21 protein-coding genes are annotated in these 19,010 nt (G+C 46.0%); 20 read left to right on the forward strand and 1 reads right to left on the reverse strand.

Annotated features, from left to right (window positions below; translation table 11 throughout):
- The first annotated feature begins 465 nt into the window (after nucleotides 1–465).
- The 3 genes from J7K63_00170 to J7K63_00180 are packed head-to-tail and all read left to right on the forward strand — an operon-like array spanning nucleotide 466 to nucleotide 3,297.
- Nucleotides 466–1,488, forward strand: a complete 1,023-nt coding sequence (locus J7K63_00170) for a Gfo/Idh/MocA family oxidoreductase (GenBank protein ID MCD6233442.1) — start codon at nucleotides 466–468, stop codon at nucleotides 1,486–1,488.
- Nucleotides 1,489–1,501: 13 nt separating this feature from the next.
- Nucleotides 1,502–2,092, forward strand: a complete 591-nt coding sequence (locus J7K63_00175) for an N-acetyltransferase (protein ID MCD6233443.1) — start codon at nucleotides 1,502–1,504, stop codon at nucleotides 2,090–2,092.
- Nucleotides 2,089–3,297, forward strand: coding sequence for a glycosyltransferase family 4 protein (locus J7K63_00180; protein MCD6233444.1), 1,209 nt, complete (start codon nucleotides 2,089–2,091; stop codon nucleotides 3,295–3,297). Before J7K63_00175 ends, J7K63_00180 begins: the two co-directional genes overlap by 4 nt.
- Nucleotides 3,298–3,513: 216 nt before the next feature.
- Here the strand turns inward: J7K63_00180 and J7K63_00185 are convergent, their stop codons facing one another.
- Nucleotides 3,514–3,750 (reverse strand): four helix bundle protein, encoded by a 237-nt coding sequence (locus J7K63_00185; GenBank protein MCD6233445.1) that lies wholly within the window; start codon nucleotides 3,748–3,750, stop codon nucleotides 3,514–3,516.
- Between the two features lie 278 nt (nucleotides 3,751–4,028).
- Here J7K63_00185 and wecB point away from each other — a divergent pair, with 278 nt between their 5' ends.
- From wecB to J7K63_00270, 17 genes are all read left to right on the forward strand, one after another.
- On the forward strand, nucleotides 4,029–5,111 hold the full coding sequence (gene wecB, locus J7K63_00190; protein MCD6233446.1) for a UDP-N-acetylglucosamine 2-epimerase (non-hydrolyzing): 1,083 nt from the start codon (nucleotides 4,029–4,031) through the stop codon (nucleotides 5,109–5,111).
- Nucleotides 5,108–6,505 (forward strand): sugar transferase, encoded by a 1,398-nt coding sequence (locus J7K63_00195; protein MCD6233447.1) that lies wholly within the window; start codon nucleotides 5,108–5,110, stop codon nucleotides 6,503–6,505. Before wecB ends, J7K63_00195 begins: the two co-directional genes overlap by 4 nt.
- A gap of 9 nt (nucleotides 6,506–6,514) precedes the next feature.
- Entirely contained in the window at nucleotides 6,515–7,627 is a 1,113-nt protein-coding gene (locus J7K63_00200; GenBank protein MCD6233448.1) for a DegT/DnrJ/EryC1/StrS family aminotransferase, read from the forward strand.
- A 145-nt stretch (nucleotides 7,628–7,772) separates the two neighbouring features.
- A complete protein-coding gene (gene serS / locus J7K63_00205) occupies nucleotides 7,773–9,038 on the forward strand; it encodes a serine--tRNA ligase (protein MCD6233449.1) in 1,266 nt (421 codons plus the stop codon).
- A 28-nt stretch (nucleotides 9,039–9,066) separates the two neighbouring features.
- Nucleotides 9,067–9,804, forward strand: a complete 738-nt coding sequence (locus J7K63_00210; protein ID MCD6233450.1) for a 1-acyl-sn-glycerol-3-phosphate acyltransferase — start codon at nucleotides 9,067–9,069, stop codon at nucleotides 9,802–9,804.
- A gap of 74 nt (nucleotides 9,805–9,878) precedes the next feature.
- Nucleotides 9,879–11,033: a DUF2851 family protein gene (locus J7K63_00215; protein ID MCD6233451.1), complete on the forward strand. Its 1,155-nt coding sequence runs from the start codon at nucleotides 9,879–9,881 to the stop codon at nucleotides 11,031–11,033.
- Entirely contained in the window at nucleotides 11,030–11,500 is a 471-nt protein-coding gene (gene rfaE2 / locus J7K63_00220; GenBank protein ID MCD6233452.1) for a D-glycero-beta-D-manno-heptose 1-phosphate adenylyltransferase, read from the forward strand. The genes J7K63_00215 and rfaE2 overlap by 4 nt, the downstream gene beginning before the upstream one ends.
- 84 nt (nucleotides 11,501–11,584) lie before the next feature.
- Nucleotides 11,585–13,393 carry a LysM peptidoglycan-binding domain-containing protein gene (locus J7K63_00225; GenBank protein MCD6233453.1) on the forward strand — a complete coding sequence of 603 codons (1,809 nt, stop codon included), beginning with the start codon at nucleotides 11,585–11,587 and terminating at the stop codon, nucleotides 13,391–13,393.
- Nucleotides 13,390–14,256: a signal peptide peptidase SppA gene (sppA, locus tag J7K63_00230; GenBank protein ID MCD6233454.1), complete on the forward strand. Its 867-nt coding sequence runs from the start codon at nucleotides 13,390–13,392 to the stop codon at nucleotides 14,254–14,256. The genes J7K63_00225 and sppA overlap by 4 nt, the downstream gene beginning before the upstream one ends.
- Nucleotides 14,257–14,269: 13 nt before the next feature.
- A complete protein-coding gene (locus tag J7K63_00235) occupies nucleotides 14,270–14,563 on the forward strand; it encodes an integration host factor subunit beta (protein ID MCD6233455.1) in 294 nt (97 codons plus the stop codon).
- A 220-nt stretch (nucleotides 14,564–14,783) separates the two neighbouring features.
- On the forward strand, nucleotides 14,784–15,971 hold the full coding sequence (gene xseA, locus J7K63_00240) for an exodeoxyribonuclease VII large subunit (protein ID MCD6233456.1): 1,188 nt from the start codon (nucleotides 14,784–14,786) through the stop codon (nucleotides 15,969–15,971).
- Nucleotides 15,972–15,973: 2 nt separating this feature from the next.
- Nucleotides 15,974–16,195, forward strand: a complete 222-nt coding sequence (gene xseB / locus J7K63_00245; GenBank protein MCD6233457.1) for an exodeoxyribonuclease VII small subunit — start codon at nucleotides 15,974–15,976, stop codon at nucleotides 16,193–16,195.
- Nucleotides 16,188–17,060 (forward strand): NAD(+)/NADH kinase, encoded by an 873-nt coding sequence (locus J7K63_00250; GenBank protein ID MCD6233458.1) that lies wholly within the window; start codon nucleotides 16,188–16,190, stop codon nucleotides 17,058–17,060. Before xseB ends, J7K63_00250 begins: the two co-directional genes overlap by 8 nt.
- Entirely contained in the window at nucleotides 17,057–17,413 is a 357-nt protein-coding gene (gene folB / locus J7K63_00255) for a dihydroneopterin aldolase (protein MCD6233459.1), read from the forward strand. Before J7K63_00250 ends, folB begins: the two co-directional genes overlap by 4 nt.
- Complete coding sequence (gene folK, locus J7K63_00260; protein ID MCD6233460.1) at nucleotides 17,410–17,910, forward strand: 2-amino-4-hydroxy-6-hydroxymethyldihydropteridine diphosphokinase; 501 nt, start codon at nucleotides 17,410–17,412, stop codon at nucleotides 17,908–17,910. The genes folB and folK overlap by 4 nt, the downstream gene beginning before the upstream one ends.
- A complete protein-coding gene (locus J7K63_00265; GenBank protein ID MCD6233461.1) occupies nucleotides 17,911–18,558 on the forward strand; it encodes a deoxynucleoside kinase in 648 nt (215 codons plus the stop codon).
- Nucleotides 18,555–18,761 (forward strand): hypothetical protein, encoded by a 207-nt coding sequence (locus tag J7K63_00270; GenBank protein MCD6233462.1) that lies wholly within the window; start codon nucleotides 18,555–18,557, stop codon nucleotides 18,759–18,761. Before J7K63_00265 ends, J7K63_00270 begins: the two co-directional genes overlap by 4 nt.
- Nucleotides 18,762–19,010 lie beyond the last annotated feature (249 nt).

The following is a 19,010-nucleotide window of genomic DNA, read 5'->3' on the forward strand; positions in this document are numbered from 1 at the left end:
GTTTATTTACTTAGTCCATCTTGTTTGAATCATAACGAACGAAAACCCTTTTACATTCAACAGAGAGAATCCGCTAAGAAGGAGTGATTAAGGGGGTGTTTTTATATCTTTGTTTATTATATCCATTGTATTTGTTATTATCAAGGCTATTTTAATCATATTAATTATACAAAATTAATAACCAGAAAATATTATCTCAGAGTATTACGGAGTATCCGGAATTGATAGTCGACAGCCATGAGTTACAGTTGATAGTCGATTGAATAGCAAGGAGCGAAGAGAGGATGCGCAATGTAATGTATTTAGTATTTTTTCTTTCTCCGCGTCTCTGCGAACCCGGCGGGAGGAATTTTCTCCCTCGTTCCCTCGAAAGAATTCTATCTTATCCTCTCCATATTTACTAAATTACTCCGTTAAATCAGCAGACAAATGATATTGAAGCATGTTGAAAGAAAAGGTTGAAATATGTTGAATATTGCCCTTATCGGTTGCGGACGGATTTCTAAAAACCATTTTGCGTCCATTAAACACTTTCCGGATGATTTAAAGCTGGTAGCCGTGTGTGATATTGTGAAAGAACAGGCAGAAACGGCGGGAAAAGAGCAGGGGGTGGACTGGTACACAGATTATTCTGAAATGCTGAACCGGGGGGATATTGATGTGGTGTCCGTCTGTACACCCAGCGGCCTCCATCCGGCACATGGTATTCAGGCGGCAAAGGCAGGCTGTCATGTAATTACGGAAAAACCCATGGGCATTACTCTGCCTTCCGTGGATGAGTTGATTCATACCTGCGATCATGAGGGAGTCAACCTGTTTGTCGTGAAACAAAACCGCCTGAACACGACCATGCAACTGCTGAAACGGGCTCTGGACAAAGACCGGTTCGGACAGATTTATATGGTCCAGAGCAATGTGTTCTGGATGCGTCCCCAGGAATACTATGATATGGCCAAGTGGCGGGGGACCTGGGAATTTGACGGCGGCGCCTTTATGAACCAGGCCTCCCACTATGTGGATGCCCTTCAGTGGCTTATCGGTCCCGTGGACCACGTGATGGCTGAAACAGCTACCCTGGCCCGCCATATTGAAGCTGAAGACACAGGTTCTGCCATCCTCCGTTTCCGCAATGGCGTGATTGGTAATATGAATGTAACCATGTTGACGTATCCGAAAAATTTTGAGGGATCAATAACGGTGATCGGTGAAAAAGGAACCGTAAAAGTTGGGGGTATAGCCATAAATAAAATCGAGAAATGGGACTTTGCCGAATATGATGACGATGATGCCATTATTGAAAAAAGCAATTACAATCCACCCAATGTGTACGGGTTCGGGCACATTCCCTATTATGAAAATGTGATCAAGGTCCTGAAAGGGGAGAGCGAACCCAATACAGACGGCCGTAGCGGACGAAAATCCCTGGAACTTATCCTGGCTATTTATCAATCCGCCAAAACCGGTAAACGGGTCAGCCTGCCTCTCTGAATACGGAGCATGTATGCCTGAAGATAAAAAATATTTTGTTCATAAATCATCTTATGTGGATGAAGGGGTTGAAATCGGTGAAGGGACAAAGATCTGGCACTTTTCCCATATTCAGAAAGGGGCGAAAATCGGTCCGGGATGCACCCTGGGACAAAATGTGAACGTTGCCAATAATGTGGTTATCGGGAAATATGTAAAAATTCAGAATAATGTGAGTGTATATGAAGGGGTGGAACTGGAGGATTATGTTTTCTGCGGTCCTTCCATGGTCTTTACCAATGTACTCGATCCCCGGAGTGAATTTCCCCAGCGGGGTTCACAATTCTATCATAAAACCCTGGTAAAAAAATCAGCCTCTATCGGGGCCAATGCCACCATCGTCTGTGGCATTACTATCGGCCGCTATGCCTTTATCGGTGCCGGATCGGTGATTACCAAAGATGTTCCCGATCATGCCCTCATGGTGGGTATTCCCGCCCGGCGCATCGGTTGGGTGTGTGAATGCGCCAAGCGGCTTACATTTGATGAAAAGGGTAAGGCAATATGTTCAAGCTGCGGTAAAACCTATCATCTCTCCGAAAATAAAGTGACCCGTCTTTCATGAATTTATCCCCCCACGTCTTAATTCTTACCCAGTATTTTCCTCCGGAAGCCGGCGCTGCTGCATCCCGGATGAGTGATTACGCACTTTTATTAAAGGATGCAGGCTTTAAGGTCAGCGTGGTGTGTGAACGCCCGGCCTACTTTATCCGCCGGAATGTGAAAAGCAAAAATGTGGAGATCTGGAACGGGATCAACGTATACCGGTCCTGGGTGATGGTAAATAAACGCTCTACCAATAAAGACCGGTCTTTTTTTTACCTTTCATTCATGCTCTCGGGAATCTGGCGCTCTTTATGGATTGATAAACCGGATGTGATCTGGGTGACTTCGCCGCCGTTAACCACGGCTGTGGCAGGGCGGATCATCTCCCGGCTCCGGCGAATACCCTATATTCTGGATGTGCGGGATCTGTGGCCTGATTCGGTGATTGAACTGGATGCCATGAAGAACCGGTTTTTTATCCGTATCCTGGAAGGACTGGAACGGTGGGTTTACAAGGGCGCGAAAGTTATATCTCTGGCTGTTCCCGGTTTCAGGGAACGGATAACGGGTAAAATAAAACAGGAACCGGATTTTGTAGATCTTCCCAACGGGGTGCCGGATTTTATGCTCACCGAACCTGCCCGGCCGGTTTTTTTTCAAAATGCCATCGAAGGAAAATTTGTGGTCCTCTTCAGCGGGAATATGGGTATTGCCCAGGGACTGGACCGGATTATCGATGCGGCAAAATTGCTGAAGTCCAATGAAGAGATTATGTTTGTTTTTGTGGGGGATGGGGTTAAAAAGGCCGAACTGGAACAAGAAGCACAAAAGAATCAATTGAAAAATGTCATTTTTGTGGAATCCCAGGCACGGTCTGAAATGCCCTCTATCATCAGTGCCGCCCATATTGGACTCGTACCGCTGAAGAATGTGGATCTGTTTACCAATGCCCTTCCCAGCAAAATGTTTGAATACCTGGCCCGGAAAGTGCCATTGGTGACCAACATTCCCGGTGAGGCGGCGGATTTTATCACGAATCATCAATGCGGTGTGGTTTTACCTCCCGATCATAATGCGCACGATCTGGCCAGGACCCTGAGCAATCTGGCGGCCGACCGGGAAAAGTGCAAGGCCATGGGCAAGGCAGGCTATGCTGTGATCCGGGAATCCTTTACGCGGAAATATTTTGTACAGCGATTAATTGAAAAATTCCAGAAGAGTTGAGAGTGGAGAGTGATGAGTTGTGAGTCCAAGTTGAGAGTTTTGAGTTTGGTTTATTGCGTTTAAAACGGTTTTAATTTTTGGCTATGTTTTTGGGGTGGAATGATTGAGGCGGCTTTTTGATGTGAGAATGATGGATCTCAAGATTTTTATGATCTCATGGCAGGGATTTTCCAGGTTTGATATGATTTCATGATTGTAATCCGTCCGTTTTAATATTTAAATCCAATAGAAGGCTTCATTGGCTTCTTTTAAAGCAAGGGTCATTTTATGAATAAAATCTTTCCGGGATGAAGCATTCAGAGCTTCTGATACATTGGCTCCAATAGATGTTCCGGCTCTTTTAAGTTGACGAGATATATCATATTCATACTTTTCCTGATTTAAAAATTGGGATGCCTTGACAACATTCACCGAGAAATCCAACGTCTTTTCAGCAATAATACTTTTAGCCATGAAATTAAGATAATTAATCTAAGACACAGATTCAAAATAATATTAAATATCATATATTCAATGATGGCAATAAAAGGTCTTCTTCAAATGTTAATACTTATCCCGTAAAATATCTTGTAAAGTATATAATCAAAAACACAACGAACAAACTTAGCCCAACTCTCAACTCAAAACTCTAACTCACTACTCTCCACTCATCACTCTCAACTCTTAAAGTTTTGGTACAAAACTTTAAATCACAGTATATTCTCCATTGTATTGAAAGAGACAATCATTCTATGACATATACCATTGCGACAATTATCGGCGCCAGACCTCAGTTCATTAAAGAAGCTCCCCTGGCACTGGCTCTCCGGAAATATTTTAAAGAAATAATCATCCATACCGGCCAGCACTACGACCGGAATATGTCCCGTGTATTTTTTGAAGACATGGGCATCCCTGAACCGGATTATCATCTGAATATCGGTTCGGGACGCCACGGCGAACAAACCGGCAGGATGCTGGCTGCCATTGAAGAGGTTTTGATAAAAGAAAAGCCGGATTATGTTCTGGTTTACGGTGATACCAATTCCACCATTGCCGGAGCTTTGGCCGCGGTAAAACTTCAAATTCCGGTGGGGCATATTGAAGCCGGACTTCGTTCATTTAACCGGTCCATGCCGGAAGAAATTAACCGTATCGCCACCGACCGCATTGCCGACCACCTTTTTTGTCCTACGGAACATGCCGTGTCACTTCTGAGTAAAGAAGGTATGACATCAAATACTTATCTCACCGGCGACGTGATGTACGATGCCTGTCTGCATTTTTTGCCCCTTTCGGAACAGAAATCGGATATTGTCCGTTCATTGGGACTGGCCAATAAAGAGTTTCTATTATTGACTATTCACCGTCCCTCCAATACAGATGATCCCGAAACGTTCTTATCCATCCTGAAATCTGTAGCCGGGAGTCCATGGCCTGTGGTTTTTCCATGCCATCCCCGAACCAAAAAAGTGATGAATCATCCTGAAAGCCGGCATATTTTGTCCAAAGCAAAACACCTGAAAATTATAGAACCGGTGGGTTTCCTGGATATGCTCCAATTGGAAAACCATGCATTGAAAATTCTCACCGATTCCGGAGGTGTACAAAAAGAAGCTTTTTTCATGGGCAAACCCTGTATCACCCTCCGGACTGAGACGGAATGGCTTGAAACGGTGGAAGCCGGGTATAACGTGATTACCGGCGCCGATCCGGATAAAATTACCCGGGCGATCCACTCATTCCACCCGGATCATGAAAGGGAGCATTATTACGGGGACGGTCAGGCCGCCCAAAAAATAACGGAACAAATAAAAAAGGTTTTGATATCATGAGAAAATCCCGGCTGGTCATCAATACCATGCTTTCTGACTTCCTTGCTTCCGTGGCTGCACTCTATATCACATATCTGTTCCGCTTTAAACTGAATCTTTTTAACAGTCCCATCGAGCTTTATACCACAGATCTGATTCTGCCGGCAACCGTGCTCTACCTTTACTGGCTTATTATCTTTCTCTGGAATGGCCTTTACAGTTTTCCTCTGGCACCGTCCCGGACCGATGAAAATTTCCGGGTCTTTAAAACAATATTCTTTGGGATGATCGTTCTCTTTCTGATTACTTTCGATTTGAACCACCCCATTGTTTCCACCCGTCTGACCCTGCTGATTTACTGGTTCCTCTTATCCATTCTTACATCCCTGGGAAGGATTTTTTTTATCACCCTCCAAAGAAAACGCTTTGAGCGGGGGATTGGGCTCACACCGACACTGATTGTGGGTTATAATGATTTCGGTTTTAACATTTATGACAAAATCAAGCAATACCCTGCTCTTGGCTATAAAATTGTCGGTTTTGTGACACTGAACCCTGACAATATCGGAAAGACCTACAAAAATGTGGAGGTGATCGGGGATTTGGAAGAACTGCCTGATCTTATCCGGAGCCGGCATATCGGTGAGTTGGTGATTGCTTTCGATACGGGGAATCATGAGCGGCTGCTGGATGTGGTGGATAAAGTGGGACGCATGGATGTGGGACTAAAAATCATCCCGGATATGTACGACATCATTTCCGGTCAGGCCCGGACAAACCAGATTTACGGATTTCCCCTCATCGATATTTTCCCTCAGCTTATGCCCCAATGGGAAAAGGCTTTCAAGCGCCTGCTTGATGTGGTGGTTTCTTCCATAACACTGTTAATTCTCCTTCCGTTTTTTCCTCTGATTGTTCTGGCTATATATATTGATTCGCCAGGCCCTGTTTTTTACCGGCAGGAACGGGTGGGAAAAAACGGAAAAATCTTTAAAATGATCAAATTCCGCACCATGATCCCTGATGCAGAAAAAGAAACGGGGCCTGTCTGGTCTCAGAAAAAGGATCCCCGGATTACCCGTGTGGGATATTTTCTCAGGAAGACCCGCTTGGATGAAATCCCCCAGTTTATTAATGTGTTGCAGGGAGATATGAGTCTTGTAGGCCCCAGACCCGAACGGCCTGTTTTTGTGGATCAGTTCATTAAAACCATTCCCCTCTATCGCCACCGGCTGAAAATGAAACCGGGGATTACAGGCTGGGCCCAAACCATGCATAAATACGACGAATCCTTCGAGGATGTGAAAAAAAAGCTGGAATATGATCTCTACTATCTGGAAAATATGTCCCTGAAACTGGATTTTAAAATTATCATGAATACCTTTGCCACCGTCTTTACGGCAAAGGGACAATAAGAGGTGTCTATGTCACGGAATATCCCCCTGCTGGATTTGCAAAAAGAATTTAAAACATTGAAACCGGAACTCATGCCGGCCCTGGAAGAGGTGCTGACTTCAGCTCGCTTTATTATGGGACCCCAACTGGATGAATTGAGCGGCCATATTCAGTCCCTTTTGGGTGTGAAACACCACATTCCCTGTGCCAACGGGACCGATGCTCTGCTGATTGCTTTGAAAGCCCTGGGTATCAAGGCTGGAGATGAAGTGATAACCACGCCCTTTACCTTTGTGGCTACGGCGGAAACCATTGCCTTTACCGGTGCTGTGCCCGTTTTTACCGATATCCGTTCCGATACATGTCTGATGGATACGGACCTCATTGAAGAACGGATCACGGAGAAAACAAAGGCGATTATTCCTGTCCACCTCTTCGGACAGATGGTTCCCATGGAACCGGTGATGAAAATCGCAGAAAAATACGGTTTGAAAGTCATCGAGGATACAGCCCAGGCTATCGGAGCTGCTCAAAATGGACATTTTGCCGGGACCGTTGGAGATATTGGCACGATTTCCTATTTTCCCAGTAAAAATCTGGGAGCTTATGGTGATGCCGGCGGACTGATTACCCATGATGACTCCCTTGCGGAAACCTGTGCTCTGATTGCCAATCACGGTCAGGCCCATAAGTATGAGCATCACCTCATCGGTCTCAACAGCCGGATGGATTCTTTGCAGGCGGCTATCCTGAATGTAAAAATCAAATATCTGAAAGGGTGGAACAAGCTGCGGGCGGAAAGAGCAATGTGGTATAAAAAATACCTTGATCCCTCGGTGGAAACACCGGTGACTGTCCCCGGAAATACCCATATCTATCATCAATATACCATCAAAACAGATCACCGGAATGCTCTCAAAGATTACCTGGCTGAACAGGGCATTGCCACGGCTGTCCATTATCCCATTCCTCTGAATAAACAGCCTGCGATTGTAGCACTCAAGCTTCACGGATTTCCTACACCTGTAGCCGCCGAAACCGCACAACGGGTCCTTTCACTGCCCATGAACCAGTACCTGAGCGAGGATGATATCCGGTATGTCGCTGATAAAGTGAACACCTTTCTGAAAACAAAGCGATAAAAAGCATTTTAAAATCCTTTTACGGGATTTCCGGTTAAATCAAAAAATAAAGTAAAGTATAAAATTGTTATTTGTATTTTTAACTTTCGTCTGTGATTCCTTAAATTATTCCTTAAATTTGTAAAATTGAAAAAGTGAGGAATGCATGCTGGATATTCATGTGATCAGGGCGGAACCGGAACGGATTGCAGAAGCCCTTCGCAAAAAAAATGTGGACGCCGATCTGAAAACCCTTCTGGAAAAAGACAGACATCACCGGGAATTGAGTAAAGAAACCGATGATCTTAAACACCTGAGAAATACGGTTACACGACAGATTAATGATAAAAAGCGGCAGAAACTGGATGCGTCTGCTGAAATTCAGGAAATGCGCAAGGTCAGTGCCCGAATCAAGGAAAACGATCAGCGGATTATGGAATTGCAGGAAGAAATCCGTGATCACCTGATCCGTCTGCCTAATACTCCCCATGAATCAGTCCCCGTGGGACAGACGGAAAAGGATAATGTGGAAATCCGCCGCTGGGGAACTTTTCGGAACTTTTCCTTTAAACCTAAAGACCATCTGACATTGGGGGAATCCCTGGGGCTTTTTGATTTTCACCGGGGAGCCAAAATCAGCGGGAGCGGATTTCCCTTATATACTGGCAAAGGTGCACGGCTGGAACGGGCTTTGTTGAATTTTATGCTCGACGTGCATACACAGGAGCATGGCTATACGGAAATCTATCCTCCGTTTCTGGTCAATTCCGCCAGTGCCACCGGGACAGGGCAGTTACCGAAAATGGCAGATGACATGTATTATCTGGAGGATGATGACCTGTGGTTGATTCCCACGGCTGAGGTGCCGGTCACAAACATTCACCGGGAAGAAATTATCCCCCTGGAAAACCTTCCCGTCAAATATACCGCTTATTCGGGATGTTTCCGCCGTGAAGCCGGATCTTATGGCAAGGATACACGGGGCTTTCAGCGCCTGCATCAGTTTAATAAGGTTGAACTGGTCCAGTTTTGCCATCCTGACGAGTCCTATGAAACACTGGAAAAGATTGTGGAACATGCCGAAGTGATTTTACAAAGACTCGAACTGCCGTACCGGGTGGTGGAATTGTGCTCCGCCGACCTGAGTTTTGCCGCCGCAAAGTGCTATGATATCGAGCTCTGGTCCCCGGCGGAAGAAAAATGGCTTGAGGTTTCCAGTTGCAGCAATTTCGAGGATTTTCAGGCCCGAAGAAGTCAGATCCGCTTCAAGGATACTGACGGCAAGAATCATTTTGTTCATACCCTGAACGGTTCGGGTGTGGCTACTCCGCGGCTCCTCATTGGAATCCTGGAAAATTATCAGAACAAAGACGGGAGCATTCGCATTCCGGAAGCTCTAAAAAACTATACCGGCTTTGACACCATCGCATAGATTCGACACACGCCAAGCCGGAGATGCTATGATACTCCGTTTCCTCACCATTTTACGGTCCCTGTGGTCTGTCACCAATCTGCTTGTTTCAACCCTCTTTTGCGGACTGGCATCCCTTGTTATCATTCCCTTTCCTTTTAAACATCCCGTCTTTAACAGAATTGTCCGTTTTTGGGCCCGGTGGAATCTCCTGACGGCAGGAATCCGGGTGAAAATCCACGGCCGGGAGAATATCCGCGAATCCTCCTATATTATTGTCAGTAACCACGAAAGTGCTCTGGATGTGTTTGTTATCTTTGCCAAAATCCCCCTCAATTTCCGAATGGTCTCCAAAATCGGCATGCTGAAATTACCCCTGGTGGGATTCGTCATGAAAAAACTTCTCTTTCCTTTTGTGGATCGGACCAAAAGCGATGAAGCCATTGAATCCATGAATTCCACCTTTGTCAAACTTCGGCAACACGGCCTTTCCATCTGTGTATTTCCCGAGGGAACCCGCCACGGTGGAAAAAAAATTCTCCCCTTTAAAAAGGGGGCTTTTGTCCTGGCATTGGAACATCAACTTCCCATCCTGCCGGTTATTCTCCGGGGGGCAGGGGATATGACACCTGTCGGATCCCTGTGGGTCCGGCCGGGAAGGATCCTTATGGATATTTTACCTCCCCTGGAGACAAGGAACCTCTCTGTTGAGGACCGGGATGAGCTTCTGCAGCAAACAGAGACACTCTTTAAGGAATTTTTGAGAAAACAGAACTATCTGCCGTGAAATTTGAATTGTATTCCCAGTTGTTTGAACCGGACCGGGTATATATTTCTGAGCAAAGACTTCAGAAGCTTTGGGTGACATCATTATGGAAACAAAAGCTGGAGACTCTCGACGGCGATCTGATTCAGGTTGTCAGTCCCGGGAGCTGGAACCGCCATGAAGGCCCGGATTTCAGAGATGCCCTGCTTTTTATCGGAGACGCAATCCGGGAGGGGGATATTGAAATCCATTACCAAAACGGGGACTGGTATCATCATGGGCATCACCGGGATCCGGCCTACAACCGGGTTGTGCTCCATGTGATTTTTTCCCGGATAGACCATTCCCGGGTTGTCGTGAACAGCCGGGGAGAACAGATCCCGATATGTTTGGCAGACTATGAGACATTGAGTGATATCCCCTTTGAATCCGTCTGTAATCCTTTCCGGAAAAATCAGGAGGAATTTTTCAGGATTCTGCAAAGATTTGGTTTTAAACGGCTGAATCTTAAGGTGGATTATATCCGGCGGCGCCGGACCCGTTTCAGTCTGGATCTGCTTTGCTGGTGGGGACTCTTTCAGTCTTCCGGATTAAAAGCCAACCGCTCTTCCTTTAACCGGCTCTTTTTATCCTTTCCCTGGGAGGATTATTTATCAGGAAGAATGGGTAAGGGAGAGATTGATCCCCTGCTGAAATACCTGGCAGGATTCAATGATGCGAATCACTTGAGCGACAGATATTCGCATCTGCAGGTACCACAAGAGCTCCGGTGGGTCCGCCTGGGCGTTCGGCCTGCCTCGTACCCTGAAAATCGACTGGCATGGCTGGCGGCTTTTTTGAAAAAATTGTATGGGAAATCCATCTTTTCATATTGTATGGAACAGCTCGGGAAAAAAGGCGTTTCCAAACGTTTCTGGCACTGCTTTTTCCAGTCCGGGTCTGCTGATTGCCGGGAACCGGGAGAGACTCTTTCCGTTGAACTTGCCATGAATGCCCTGATCCCGGTGTTGCTGGCATCCATAGAGCCGAATGCCGGCATCCGGGATGCAATCCTGAAGTGGATTGAAACAGTATCTGTCGGTGAATACAGACTCTCCCGGCGTTTCTATAATCGGCATGGCGTGGATAAAAAAAATTCACTACGGAGAAAGTGGGTAAACCAGCAGGGAATTCTGTATATTTATGAACGTTTTTGTTCACAGGATCTGGCAGATCTGTGTCCCCTGTGCAATCAGAAGGAGGATGTGTGATTCCCGAAGAACTGAAAGATATCTGGACTAATGCCCGTGAGCAGGTTCGTGCCTGGCAGCAAAACGGGCAGACGGTTGTTTTTACCAACGGGTGTTTTGACATTCTTCATGTGGGGCACATCCGCTATCTGACCGCTGCCGCTGCTCTTGGGGATCATTTGGTCATCGGTCTCAATACGGATGCATCCGTGCGGAAACTGAAAGGTCCCGGCCGGCCGGTCCAGAATGAAAATGACCGGGCTGAAATCCTTTTGGCTCTTTCGGCGGTGGATTTGGTGGTTCCCTTTTCACAGGAAACCCCTCTTGAAATTATCACCTGGTTAAAACCGGATATTCTCGTCAAAGGCGGGGATTATACACCGGATACCATCGTCGGTGCCCGGGAAGTTGTCAGCTGGGGCGGAAAAGTGTTGACACTACCCTATTATGAGGGGAAATCCACCACCGGCATTCTGAAAAAAATGTAAGAAAAAGAATGACAGGTCGTCGCCCATAATCGTTGACTTTCTGAGTAGTTACAGGTATCTTCCTTTGCTGAAATATGAGGTATTATGAAGACGTTTTCGAAATTGATCCTGAGTATATGTGTCCCGGTTTTTGTTTTTGCCCACGCGTATGCTACCCATGAAGTCCTGGACGATCCTATTGAAAAACCTGTTGTAGCAGTGGAATCTGTTGATTCAGTTTATACCGATACTACGGTTCTGGCTGAAACGTTCTATGAAGCAGACCGTTTTGAAGCCCTCTTTAATGAGGCGAAAATTCATTTCGCAAACGCCCTGATTGCCGAGCATTTTGCCGATACCTTTGAAGTTCAGCTTCAACTTAAACTTACCTTTGAAGCTCTGTCCGATATCGAAGTCTTCAATAACCTTGATCCCATCCAATATGAGGAAATGACCCATTTCACGGAACGATTGATTCATGATTTTCATGATTTTGCACCGGAAGCGGTCTCTCTTCACGACCAGTTTTCCGTAAGTGACCTCAGGGAATCCATGGAATATCTGGCTGAAGATATGAACATTGAAAATTTCAAGGTCATTGACGACCGGGACGGGCACATTCCCATCATTTCCAATTCCCGGGTGGAAAGCCTGATTCGTTTTTTCCAGAATCAGGGCCGGGAAAGTTTTCAGGCCTGGTTGAACCGGATGGGTGAATATGAAATTCTTTTCAAACAGATTTTAAAGCAATATGACCTGCCGGAGGAACTCATTTACCTGAGCATGATTGAGAGCGGTTTTAAGACCAATGCTTATTCCTATGCCCGGGCCATGGGTTTGTGGCAGTTTATGTATTCCACGGGGAAGTTATATGGTTTGAAGAGGGATTACTGGGTGGATGAACGCCGGGATCCGGTTAAAGCCACCGATGCAGCTGCACGTCATTTGAAAGACCTGTACAATGAATTCGGAGATTGGTATCTGGTTATGGCAGCATACAATGCAGGATCGGGACGGATTCACCGGGCAATTCAGCGGGACCGGACCCGGGATTTCTGGAAAATGTACAGCCTGCCCAAACAAACCCGGAACTATGTCCCCACCTTTCTGGCTGCGGCCATCATTTCCCGGGATCCGCAGGCTTATGGGTTTACCGTCCCTCAAACCCAACCCAATTACTGGACCTATGACACCCTGTCCATTGATAAAAGCGTTGAACTGGAAAGTATAGCCCGCGTGGCAGGGATCAAATATCAGGAACTGAAAGAGTTAAATCCTGATCTTCGCCGTCATTCCACTCCCAACTACAGCTATACCATTCGTTTGCCGAAAGGAAAACGGGAAACGGTCAGCAATGCACTGGAATCTTTTAATACGGTCCACACGGTCCAGTATTCGACTCATGTTGTCCGTCGGGGTGATACATTGACCCGCATCAGCCGTTTGTATAATGTGCCGATCCGGGATATTATGACAGCCAACCGGCTCAGGAACAATCAGCCCATTATTATCGGACAACGCCTGACCATTCCAAATCCCGGGTACAGCGAAACAGTTGCTTCATCCCAGTCCCTGCCGGATTATTCTTCAAATAACGAAAAAATTATTTACACTGTACGTAAGAACGATACTCTGGGACACATTGCCGAACGCTATGGGACCCGTGCTTCCAATATCCGGCATTGGAACGGTCTTCGCTACGGGCAATATATCTATCCCGGACAAAAACTGGTCTTATGGATTCCCAGGAGTAACATTGCCCGGGCCGGTAGTGATATTTATACAGTGCAGCGAGGGGATTCCCTCCACCGGATTTCACGGAAGACAGGTGTTTCCGTAAACCGGTTAAAGCAATTAAACCCGGGGATTAACCCGTCCCGTATATATCCCGGAGATAAAATCAAACTGCGATGAAACGAAGTGACTGGATTATTACAGCGCTGCTCTTTATTGCTGCGGTATTGATGTTCAATACCTTTGTCCGTCACGACAGGACGAGAGTTTCCCTCACACGGGGCAACCTGATTGGTATTGTTAAGATTCAGGGAGCCATCCTGAACGCAGAACCAATCCTTGAAGATTTGGAGGAAATCAGCTCCATCCGTGATCTGAAAGCCCTTATTCTCCATATTAACAGTCCCGGCGGCGGAACGGCTCCATCCCAGGAACTCTACTATGCCGTAAAACGCATTAAAGAAGAATACGGTTACCCCGTTATCTCCGTCCTTAGTTCTTTGGGTGCCAGCGGCGGGTATTATGTTGCCCTGGCGACGGATTCCATTTATGCTTTGCCGGGAACCCTGACCGGAAGTATCGGGGTAATCATGGATTTTCCCCAGTGGACGGAGGTTATGGATAAAATCGGTGTGGATATGCATGTGGTGAAAAGCGGTGAATACAAGGATACCGGTTCACCCTACCGGGATTTTACAACAGAGGACAGGCGTTATTATCAGGAACTGGTGAATGATGTGTATGACCAGTTTATATCTGCTGTTGCCGATGCGAGGTCTATGGACAAGGAAACAGTGAAAAAACTTTCCGACGGCAAGGTTTATACCGGCCGCCAGGCTTTGGAACTTGGACTTATAGACCATCTGGGCACCGTGGAGGATGGAATTGAAGATCTGACCCGGCAGTTAAACCTGAAAGATAAGCCGTCCATTATTCGCCCAAAAAAGGAAAAGATTACATTTTACGATGTGGTCTTTGGTGATATAAGCCGGTGGATCGGTTCCTTGGTACCGTCCCCGTCACCTCAGATGATATATAAATAAGAGGGGTTGTATCATGACGAAAGCGGATATTGTCGATATCATTTCTATGGCGACCGGCCTGACAAAAGTCGAAACGGAAGCTGTCATCAACGGATTTCTGTCCACCGTTTCCGATGCCCTGATGGAAGGAAAACGAGTGGATTTCAGAGGATTTGGAAGTTTCAGTGTGAAAAAACGGGCATCCAAAATCGGGCAAAATCCCGGAACCGGAGAAGCGGTTCCGGTGCCTGAGCGCTATGTGCCTGTCTTTAAACCCTCAAAAATGCTGAAAGAAGCAGTCGACAAAAACATGAAACATTCAAGATAAGGAGAACGATTCGTGCCTTGTGGAAAAAAACGCAAAAAAAGGAAGATCCGTAATCATAAACGGAAAAAGCGTCTCAGAAAAAATCGTCATAAAAAACGTAAGAACTGATGAATCATGCCGGATATCCGATGGGTCCCGGCACATTTTTCCGATTCAGACATGACGAAGAGCGTGCAGCACTTTTTCGGATATTCAGCCCAGAGGTGCTGCCTTTGTTTTGATGGATAAAATTTATACCATATCAGACATAACCCAGCTTATCAAAGTCCGCCTGGAATCTATGGGGTTTTTTACCCTGGAAGGTGAAATATCCGAGATTAAATATCATGGAAGCGGTCATATCTATTTTACCCTGAAAGATGAAGGGGCTGTGCTTCCCTGTGTGATGTGGCGGACTTATACCCGTTCTCTGAAATTTCGTCCCGATGTGGGAAATCATGTAGTGGTTTCCGGCCGCCTGAGTGTTTATCCGCCCCATGGACGTTATCAAATGTCTGTGGACAGCATGCAGCCCGCCGGCGTGGGAAATTTGTATGAACAGTTTGAAGCCCTGAAAAAACAGTTGCGCAAAGAGGGCCTTTTTGATGAAGAACATAAAAAGCCAATCCCTCTGTACCCCCGGAATCTTGCCATTATTTCCAGCGAAACGGCGGCAGGCCTCCAGGATGCCGAACGGATATTTCTGCAGTATGCTCCTCATGTGAACCGGTGGCTGGTACCTGCCCGCATGCAGGGTAATGGAACGGCAGAATCTGTCATCCAGGCGTTGAAAAAGATTCTTCTCATGCAGGATGTGGATTTGGTGTTGATCATCCGGGGGGGAGGTTCCATGGAAGATCTGTGGGAATTCAACCAGGAAATGTTAGCACGCTATATCTATAATTATCCCATACCCGTCATTTCGGGTATCGGTCATGAAACGGATTTTACCATCCTGGATTTTGTGGCGGATTACCGGGCCAGCACACCAACGAATGCCGCTGAAATTGCCTGCAGGGGTTGGAAGGAAATTATTTTGTACCTGAATCAGGCTGAAGCACGCCTGACAGGCGCTGCCGAAAATGTCCTACGCCAGGCGGAAGATCGCCTTCATTATCTATCCGACCGCTATACCACACGCCTGCCCGGTACAACCATTAACCGGTATGCCGAAAAAATAGACGGATTGACACGCCGACTGAGACATGAAACCAACCGGGCTTTCACTGAAATCCGGCATCGTTGGCAACATCTGGATACAACCCTCCGACTCACCCATCCTAAAGAAGTCATGAAAAAAGGGTATGCTGTGATAAAAGGTCCTGATGGCAAAGCATATACATCTAAAAATGATGCCCGTCCCGGAGACCGTTTCACCGTGGTGATGCACGACGGTGATTTCCGGGGGGAAGTCCTTAATTCGGAGTGATTATGACGGAAAAGAAAGAAAGTTTTGAAGCATCCCTGGCTAAACTGGAAGCGATTCTGAAGCGGCTTGAAACGGAGGATGTCCCTCTGGAAGAGATGCTTACGCTCTACGAGGAAGGGGTATCCCTGAGTCAAACTTGCCGGAAAGTCCTGGAGGATGCCCGGAAAAAACTGCAGGTGATATCGGAACAAATGAGCGAAGAAAAGGAAAAAAACCTTGAATAAATTCTCACATTTCGGGTTGGTGGCAAACAGCCGGAAAATCCGGGATATTTGTCCTATCCTGAAAGAATTTTGTGCCTATCTTGACTCAAAAGGGGTTGAATTTACTCTGGATGAGGAGATTGTTCAAAACATCCCGGCACTTTCTTCTTACAGGCATTCACCCCAAGAAAAACTATTGGCAATGTCCCAGGCCATTATCACCTTCGGCGGAGACGGAACTATCCTGGATGCGGCTCGGCGTATCGGTCAGCGTGAAATTCCCATTCTGGGTTTTCACATGGGTGAACTGGGTTTCCTGGCGGAATTGTCCCGTCATGATTACCGGGAAAAAATGGACAAAATCCTTCAGGGGGAAATGCTTTTGGATGATCGGATGGTGCTGGATGGTGAAATCCGCAATGGTAAAGGGTGTACCTGCGAATATGCACTCAATGATATAGTCTTGTTCAAAGGACTTTCTCCCCGAATGATGACAGTGAAAGTGGAAATTGACGGGGATTTTATGAACAGTTACCTGTCGGATGGTTTGATTATTTCCACCCCGACAGGATCCACGGCATATTCTCTTTCCAGCAACGGACCAATTCTCACACCTGATGTGCCCGCCATTATCATCAATCCCATTTGTCCCCACACCCTGAGCCAAAGGCCCATGGTTATTGATGCCGGGCGGACAATTCGGATTACCTTTGAGGAAGTCCCCCAGGGTGCCTATCTGACAGCCGATGGTCAGCATGTGGAACGTCTGAGCAAAACCGGAGAGATCATTATTCGGAAAGCAAACCATAAAATCAGGCTCATCCGGTGTTCGGATTACAGCTATTTCAATGTGTTACGACAGAAACTGAACTGGGGAAAACGATGAACGATATAATTCGTTTGAAAAATATGGTATTTTATGGATTTCACGGGGTGGAAGCCTATGAAAAAGAGTGGGGGGGACGCTTTGAAGTGGATCTGGAACTGGCCTGTGATTTACAGGATGCCATCAAAACGGATAAACTCCATGATACCGTGAATTATGAATCCATTTATAACCTGATTTATGACCTGGTGACATCCAGGAAATATTATCTGATTGAGGCCCTGGCGGGTGAGATGTGTAAATCCATTAAGGAGAAATATCCGAAAGTGCTGAAAGTAACGGCCCGGATTCGCAAGCCGAATGTGCCGATCAAAGGGGTTTTGGATACAGTGGAAGTTGAAATTACACGATGAGATTATCTGATAGCCATGTTTTTCTGGGATTTGGCGGAAATTTAGGTGATGTGCGAAAGACCATTCAACAGGCCATAGAGGCATTGACATCCCGGGATGGTATCTCTCTGATTCAAATGAGTTCTTTTTACCGGACGGAACCGTTGTATGATGCAAATCAGCCCGATTTTATCAATGCCGTAGCCCGGTTTGCCGTCCGCTTGTCTCCCCGGGTCCTTCTAAGAATCATCCACCAGACAGAAGAAACATTCGGACGTGTCCGGAATTCAAAACGACGTTATGCTCCCCGCACTCTGGATATTGATATTTTATTTTGGGGCGATGAAACAATCTGTCAGAAAAATCTGATAGTTCCCCACAGGGAGTTTGCAGAACGGAAATTTGTATTAGAGCCTATGGGGGAAATTGCTTTAAATTATACCGTACCGGGGACGGAAAAAACAATTCGGGACTTTTTAAACGAGTGTCCTGATCAATCACGAGTGGAGAAAATCTGAATGCAAAGACCTGCCTATTATATTGCTATTGAAGGGGTTATCGGTGTTGGTAAAACCAGTCTTGCAAGAATTCTTGCACAACGCCTTAATGCACGCCTGATATTGGAGAAATTTGAGGATAATCCCTTTCTCAGTGATTTTTATAACGACAGGGACCGGTATGCTTTTCAGACACAGATTTTTTTTCTGTTAAGCCGGTATCGTCAACAGATGGAACTTTTTCAGACGGAGCTCTTTCATAAAAATCTGGTAACAGATTATATGTTCATTAAGGATAAGCTCTTTGCCTATCTCAATCTGAACGAAAAGGAGCTCATGCTGTATGATCAGATGCTGAATCTTCTGATCCGGCAAATTCCCAAACCGGACCTCGTTATCTACCTCCAGGCGGATACGGAACGCCTGATGAAAAATATTGCCAAACGGGGACGGGATTTTGAAAAAAACATAGATGAGGAGTATATTGAAGCACTGAATCAGATGTATAATCAGTTTTTTTTCAGATATAATGAAACTCCCCTGCTTATCATTAATACAACAGATATAGACTTCGTCCATAATGAGGACGATTTAGCGGAAATCTTGAAAACCATTCAAAAACCACCGGCGGGAACCAAATTATACCGGCCGGTGAGGAAACCGTCATGACACGACTTCTTGGATATATTATCGCCATCTATGTGATGGTCATTGTCTACCGGCGCTGGATCAGGCCCGACCTGATTCGATGGCTGGAAAAACATCAGAAAAATCCATCTATCCGGTGTCGGAAATCGGAGCAGGATCCATACCGGAATGATATCCCGAAAGAGGATATCGTGGATGTGGACTATAAAGAAGAGGAAAAGTAATCGGACGAAACATCCTCCGGATATTCGTGTCAACCCGCCTGAAGCGCTCTCTGAATAGCTGAATCATGCCGTACATTGAGGATTGTTTAAATGATTTACAGATGCCGAGGGAAGATTTGAAGAAACTCAAATTATCATTTTTTTCAATCGTCTTTGATGTTGTGTTTTTTGTGCAGGAAAGAACAATATATTGAAAAGCCCCGTGCAAAATACTTCGCGGGGCTTTTTATTTATTTTTTCAGAGGTCTT

This window comes from Candidatus Neomarinimicrobiota bacterium (assembly GCA_021157965.1).
Lineage (GTDB): Bacteria > Fidelibacterota > Fidelibacteria > Fidelibacterales > Fidelibacteraceae > Fidelibacter.

Excerpts from the sequence above, each read along its gene's own strand:
- wecB (MCD6233446.1), top strand. The coding sequence starts at position 4,029 with ATGACATATACCATTGCGACAATTATCGGCGCCAGACCTCAGTTCATT.
- J7K63_00225 (MCD6233453.1), top strand. The coding sequence starts at position 11,585 with ATGAAGACGTTTTCGAAATTGATCCTGAGTATATGTGTCCCGGTTTTT.
- folK (MCD6233460.1), top strand. The coding sequence starts at position 17,410 with ATGAGATTATCTGATAGCCATGTTTTTCTGGGATTTGGCGGAAATTTA.
- J7K63_00210 (MCD6233450.1), top strand. The coding sequence starts at position 9,067 with ATGATACTCCGTTTCCTCACCATTTTACGGTCCCTGTGGTCTGTCACC.
- J7K63_00265 (MCD6233461.1), top strand. The coding sequence starts at position 17,911 with ATGCAAAGACCTGCCTATTATATTGCTATTGAAGGGGTTATCGGTGTT.
- J7K63_00185 (MCD6233445.1), bottom strand. The coding sequence starts at position 3,750 with ATGGCTAAAAGTATTATTGCTGAAAAGACGTTGGATTTCTCGGTGAAT.
- xseB (MCD6233457.1), top strand. The coding sequence starts at position 15,974 with ATGACGGAAAAGAAAGAAAGTTTTGAAGCATCCCTGGCTAAACTGGAA.
- serS (MCD6233449.1), top strand. The coding sequence starts at position 7,773 with ATGCTGGATATTCATGTGATCAGGGCGGAACCGGAACGGATTGCAGAA.
- sppA (MCD6233454.1), top strand. The coding sequence starts at position 13,390 with ATGAAACGAAGTGACTGGATTATTACAGCGCTGCTCTTTATTGCTGCG.
- folB (MCD6233459.1), top strand. The coding sequence starts at position 17,057 with ATGAACGATATAATTCGTTTGAAAAATATGGTATTTTATGGATTTCAC.
- J7K63_00235 (MCD6233455.1), top strand. The coding sequence starts at position 14,270 with ATGACGAAAGCGGATATTGTCGATATCATTTCTATGGCGACCGGCCTG.
- J7K63_00270 (MCD6233462.1), top strand. The coding sequence starts at position 18,555 with ATGACACGACTTCTTGGATATATTATCGCCATCTATGTGATGGTCATT.
- J7K63_00195 (MCD6233447.1), top strand. The coding sequence starts at position 5,108 with ATGAGAAAATCCCGGCTGGTCATCAATACCATGCTTTCTGACTTCCTT.
- xseA (MCD6233456.1), top strand. The coding sequence starts at position 14,784 with ATGGATAAAATTTATACCATATCAGACATAACCCAGCTTATCAAAGTC.
- J7K63_00170 (MCD6233442.1), top strand. The coding sequence starts at position 466 with ATGTTGAATATTGCCCTTATCGGTTGCGGACGGATTTCTAAAAACCAT.
- J7K63_00180 (MCD6233444.1), top strand. The coding sequence starts at position 2,089 with ATGAATTTATCCCCCCACGTCTTAATTCTTACCCAGTATTTTCCTCCG.
- J7K63_00200 (MCD6233448.1), top strand. The coding sequence starts at position 6,515 with ATGTCACGGAATATCCCCCTGCTGGATTTGCAAAAAGAATTTAAAACA.
- J7K63_00175 (MCD6233443.1), top strand. The coding sequence starts at position 1,502 with ATGCCTGAAGATAAAAAATATTTTGTTCATAAATCATCTTATGTGGAT.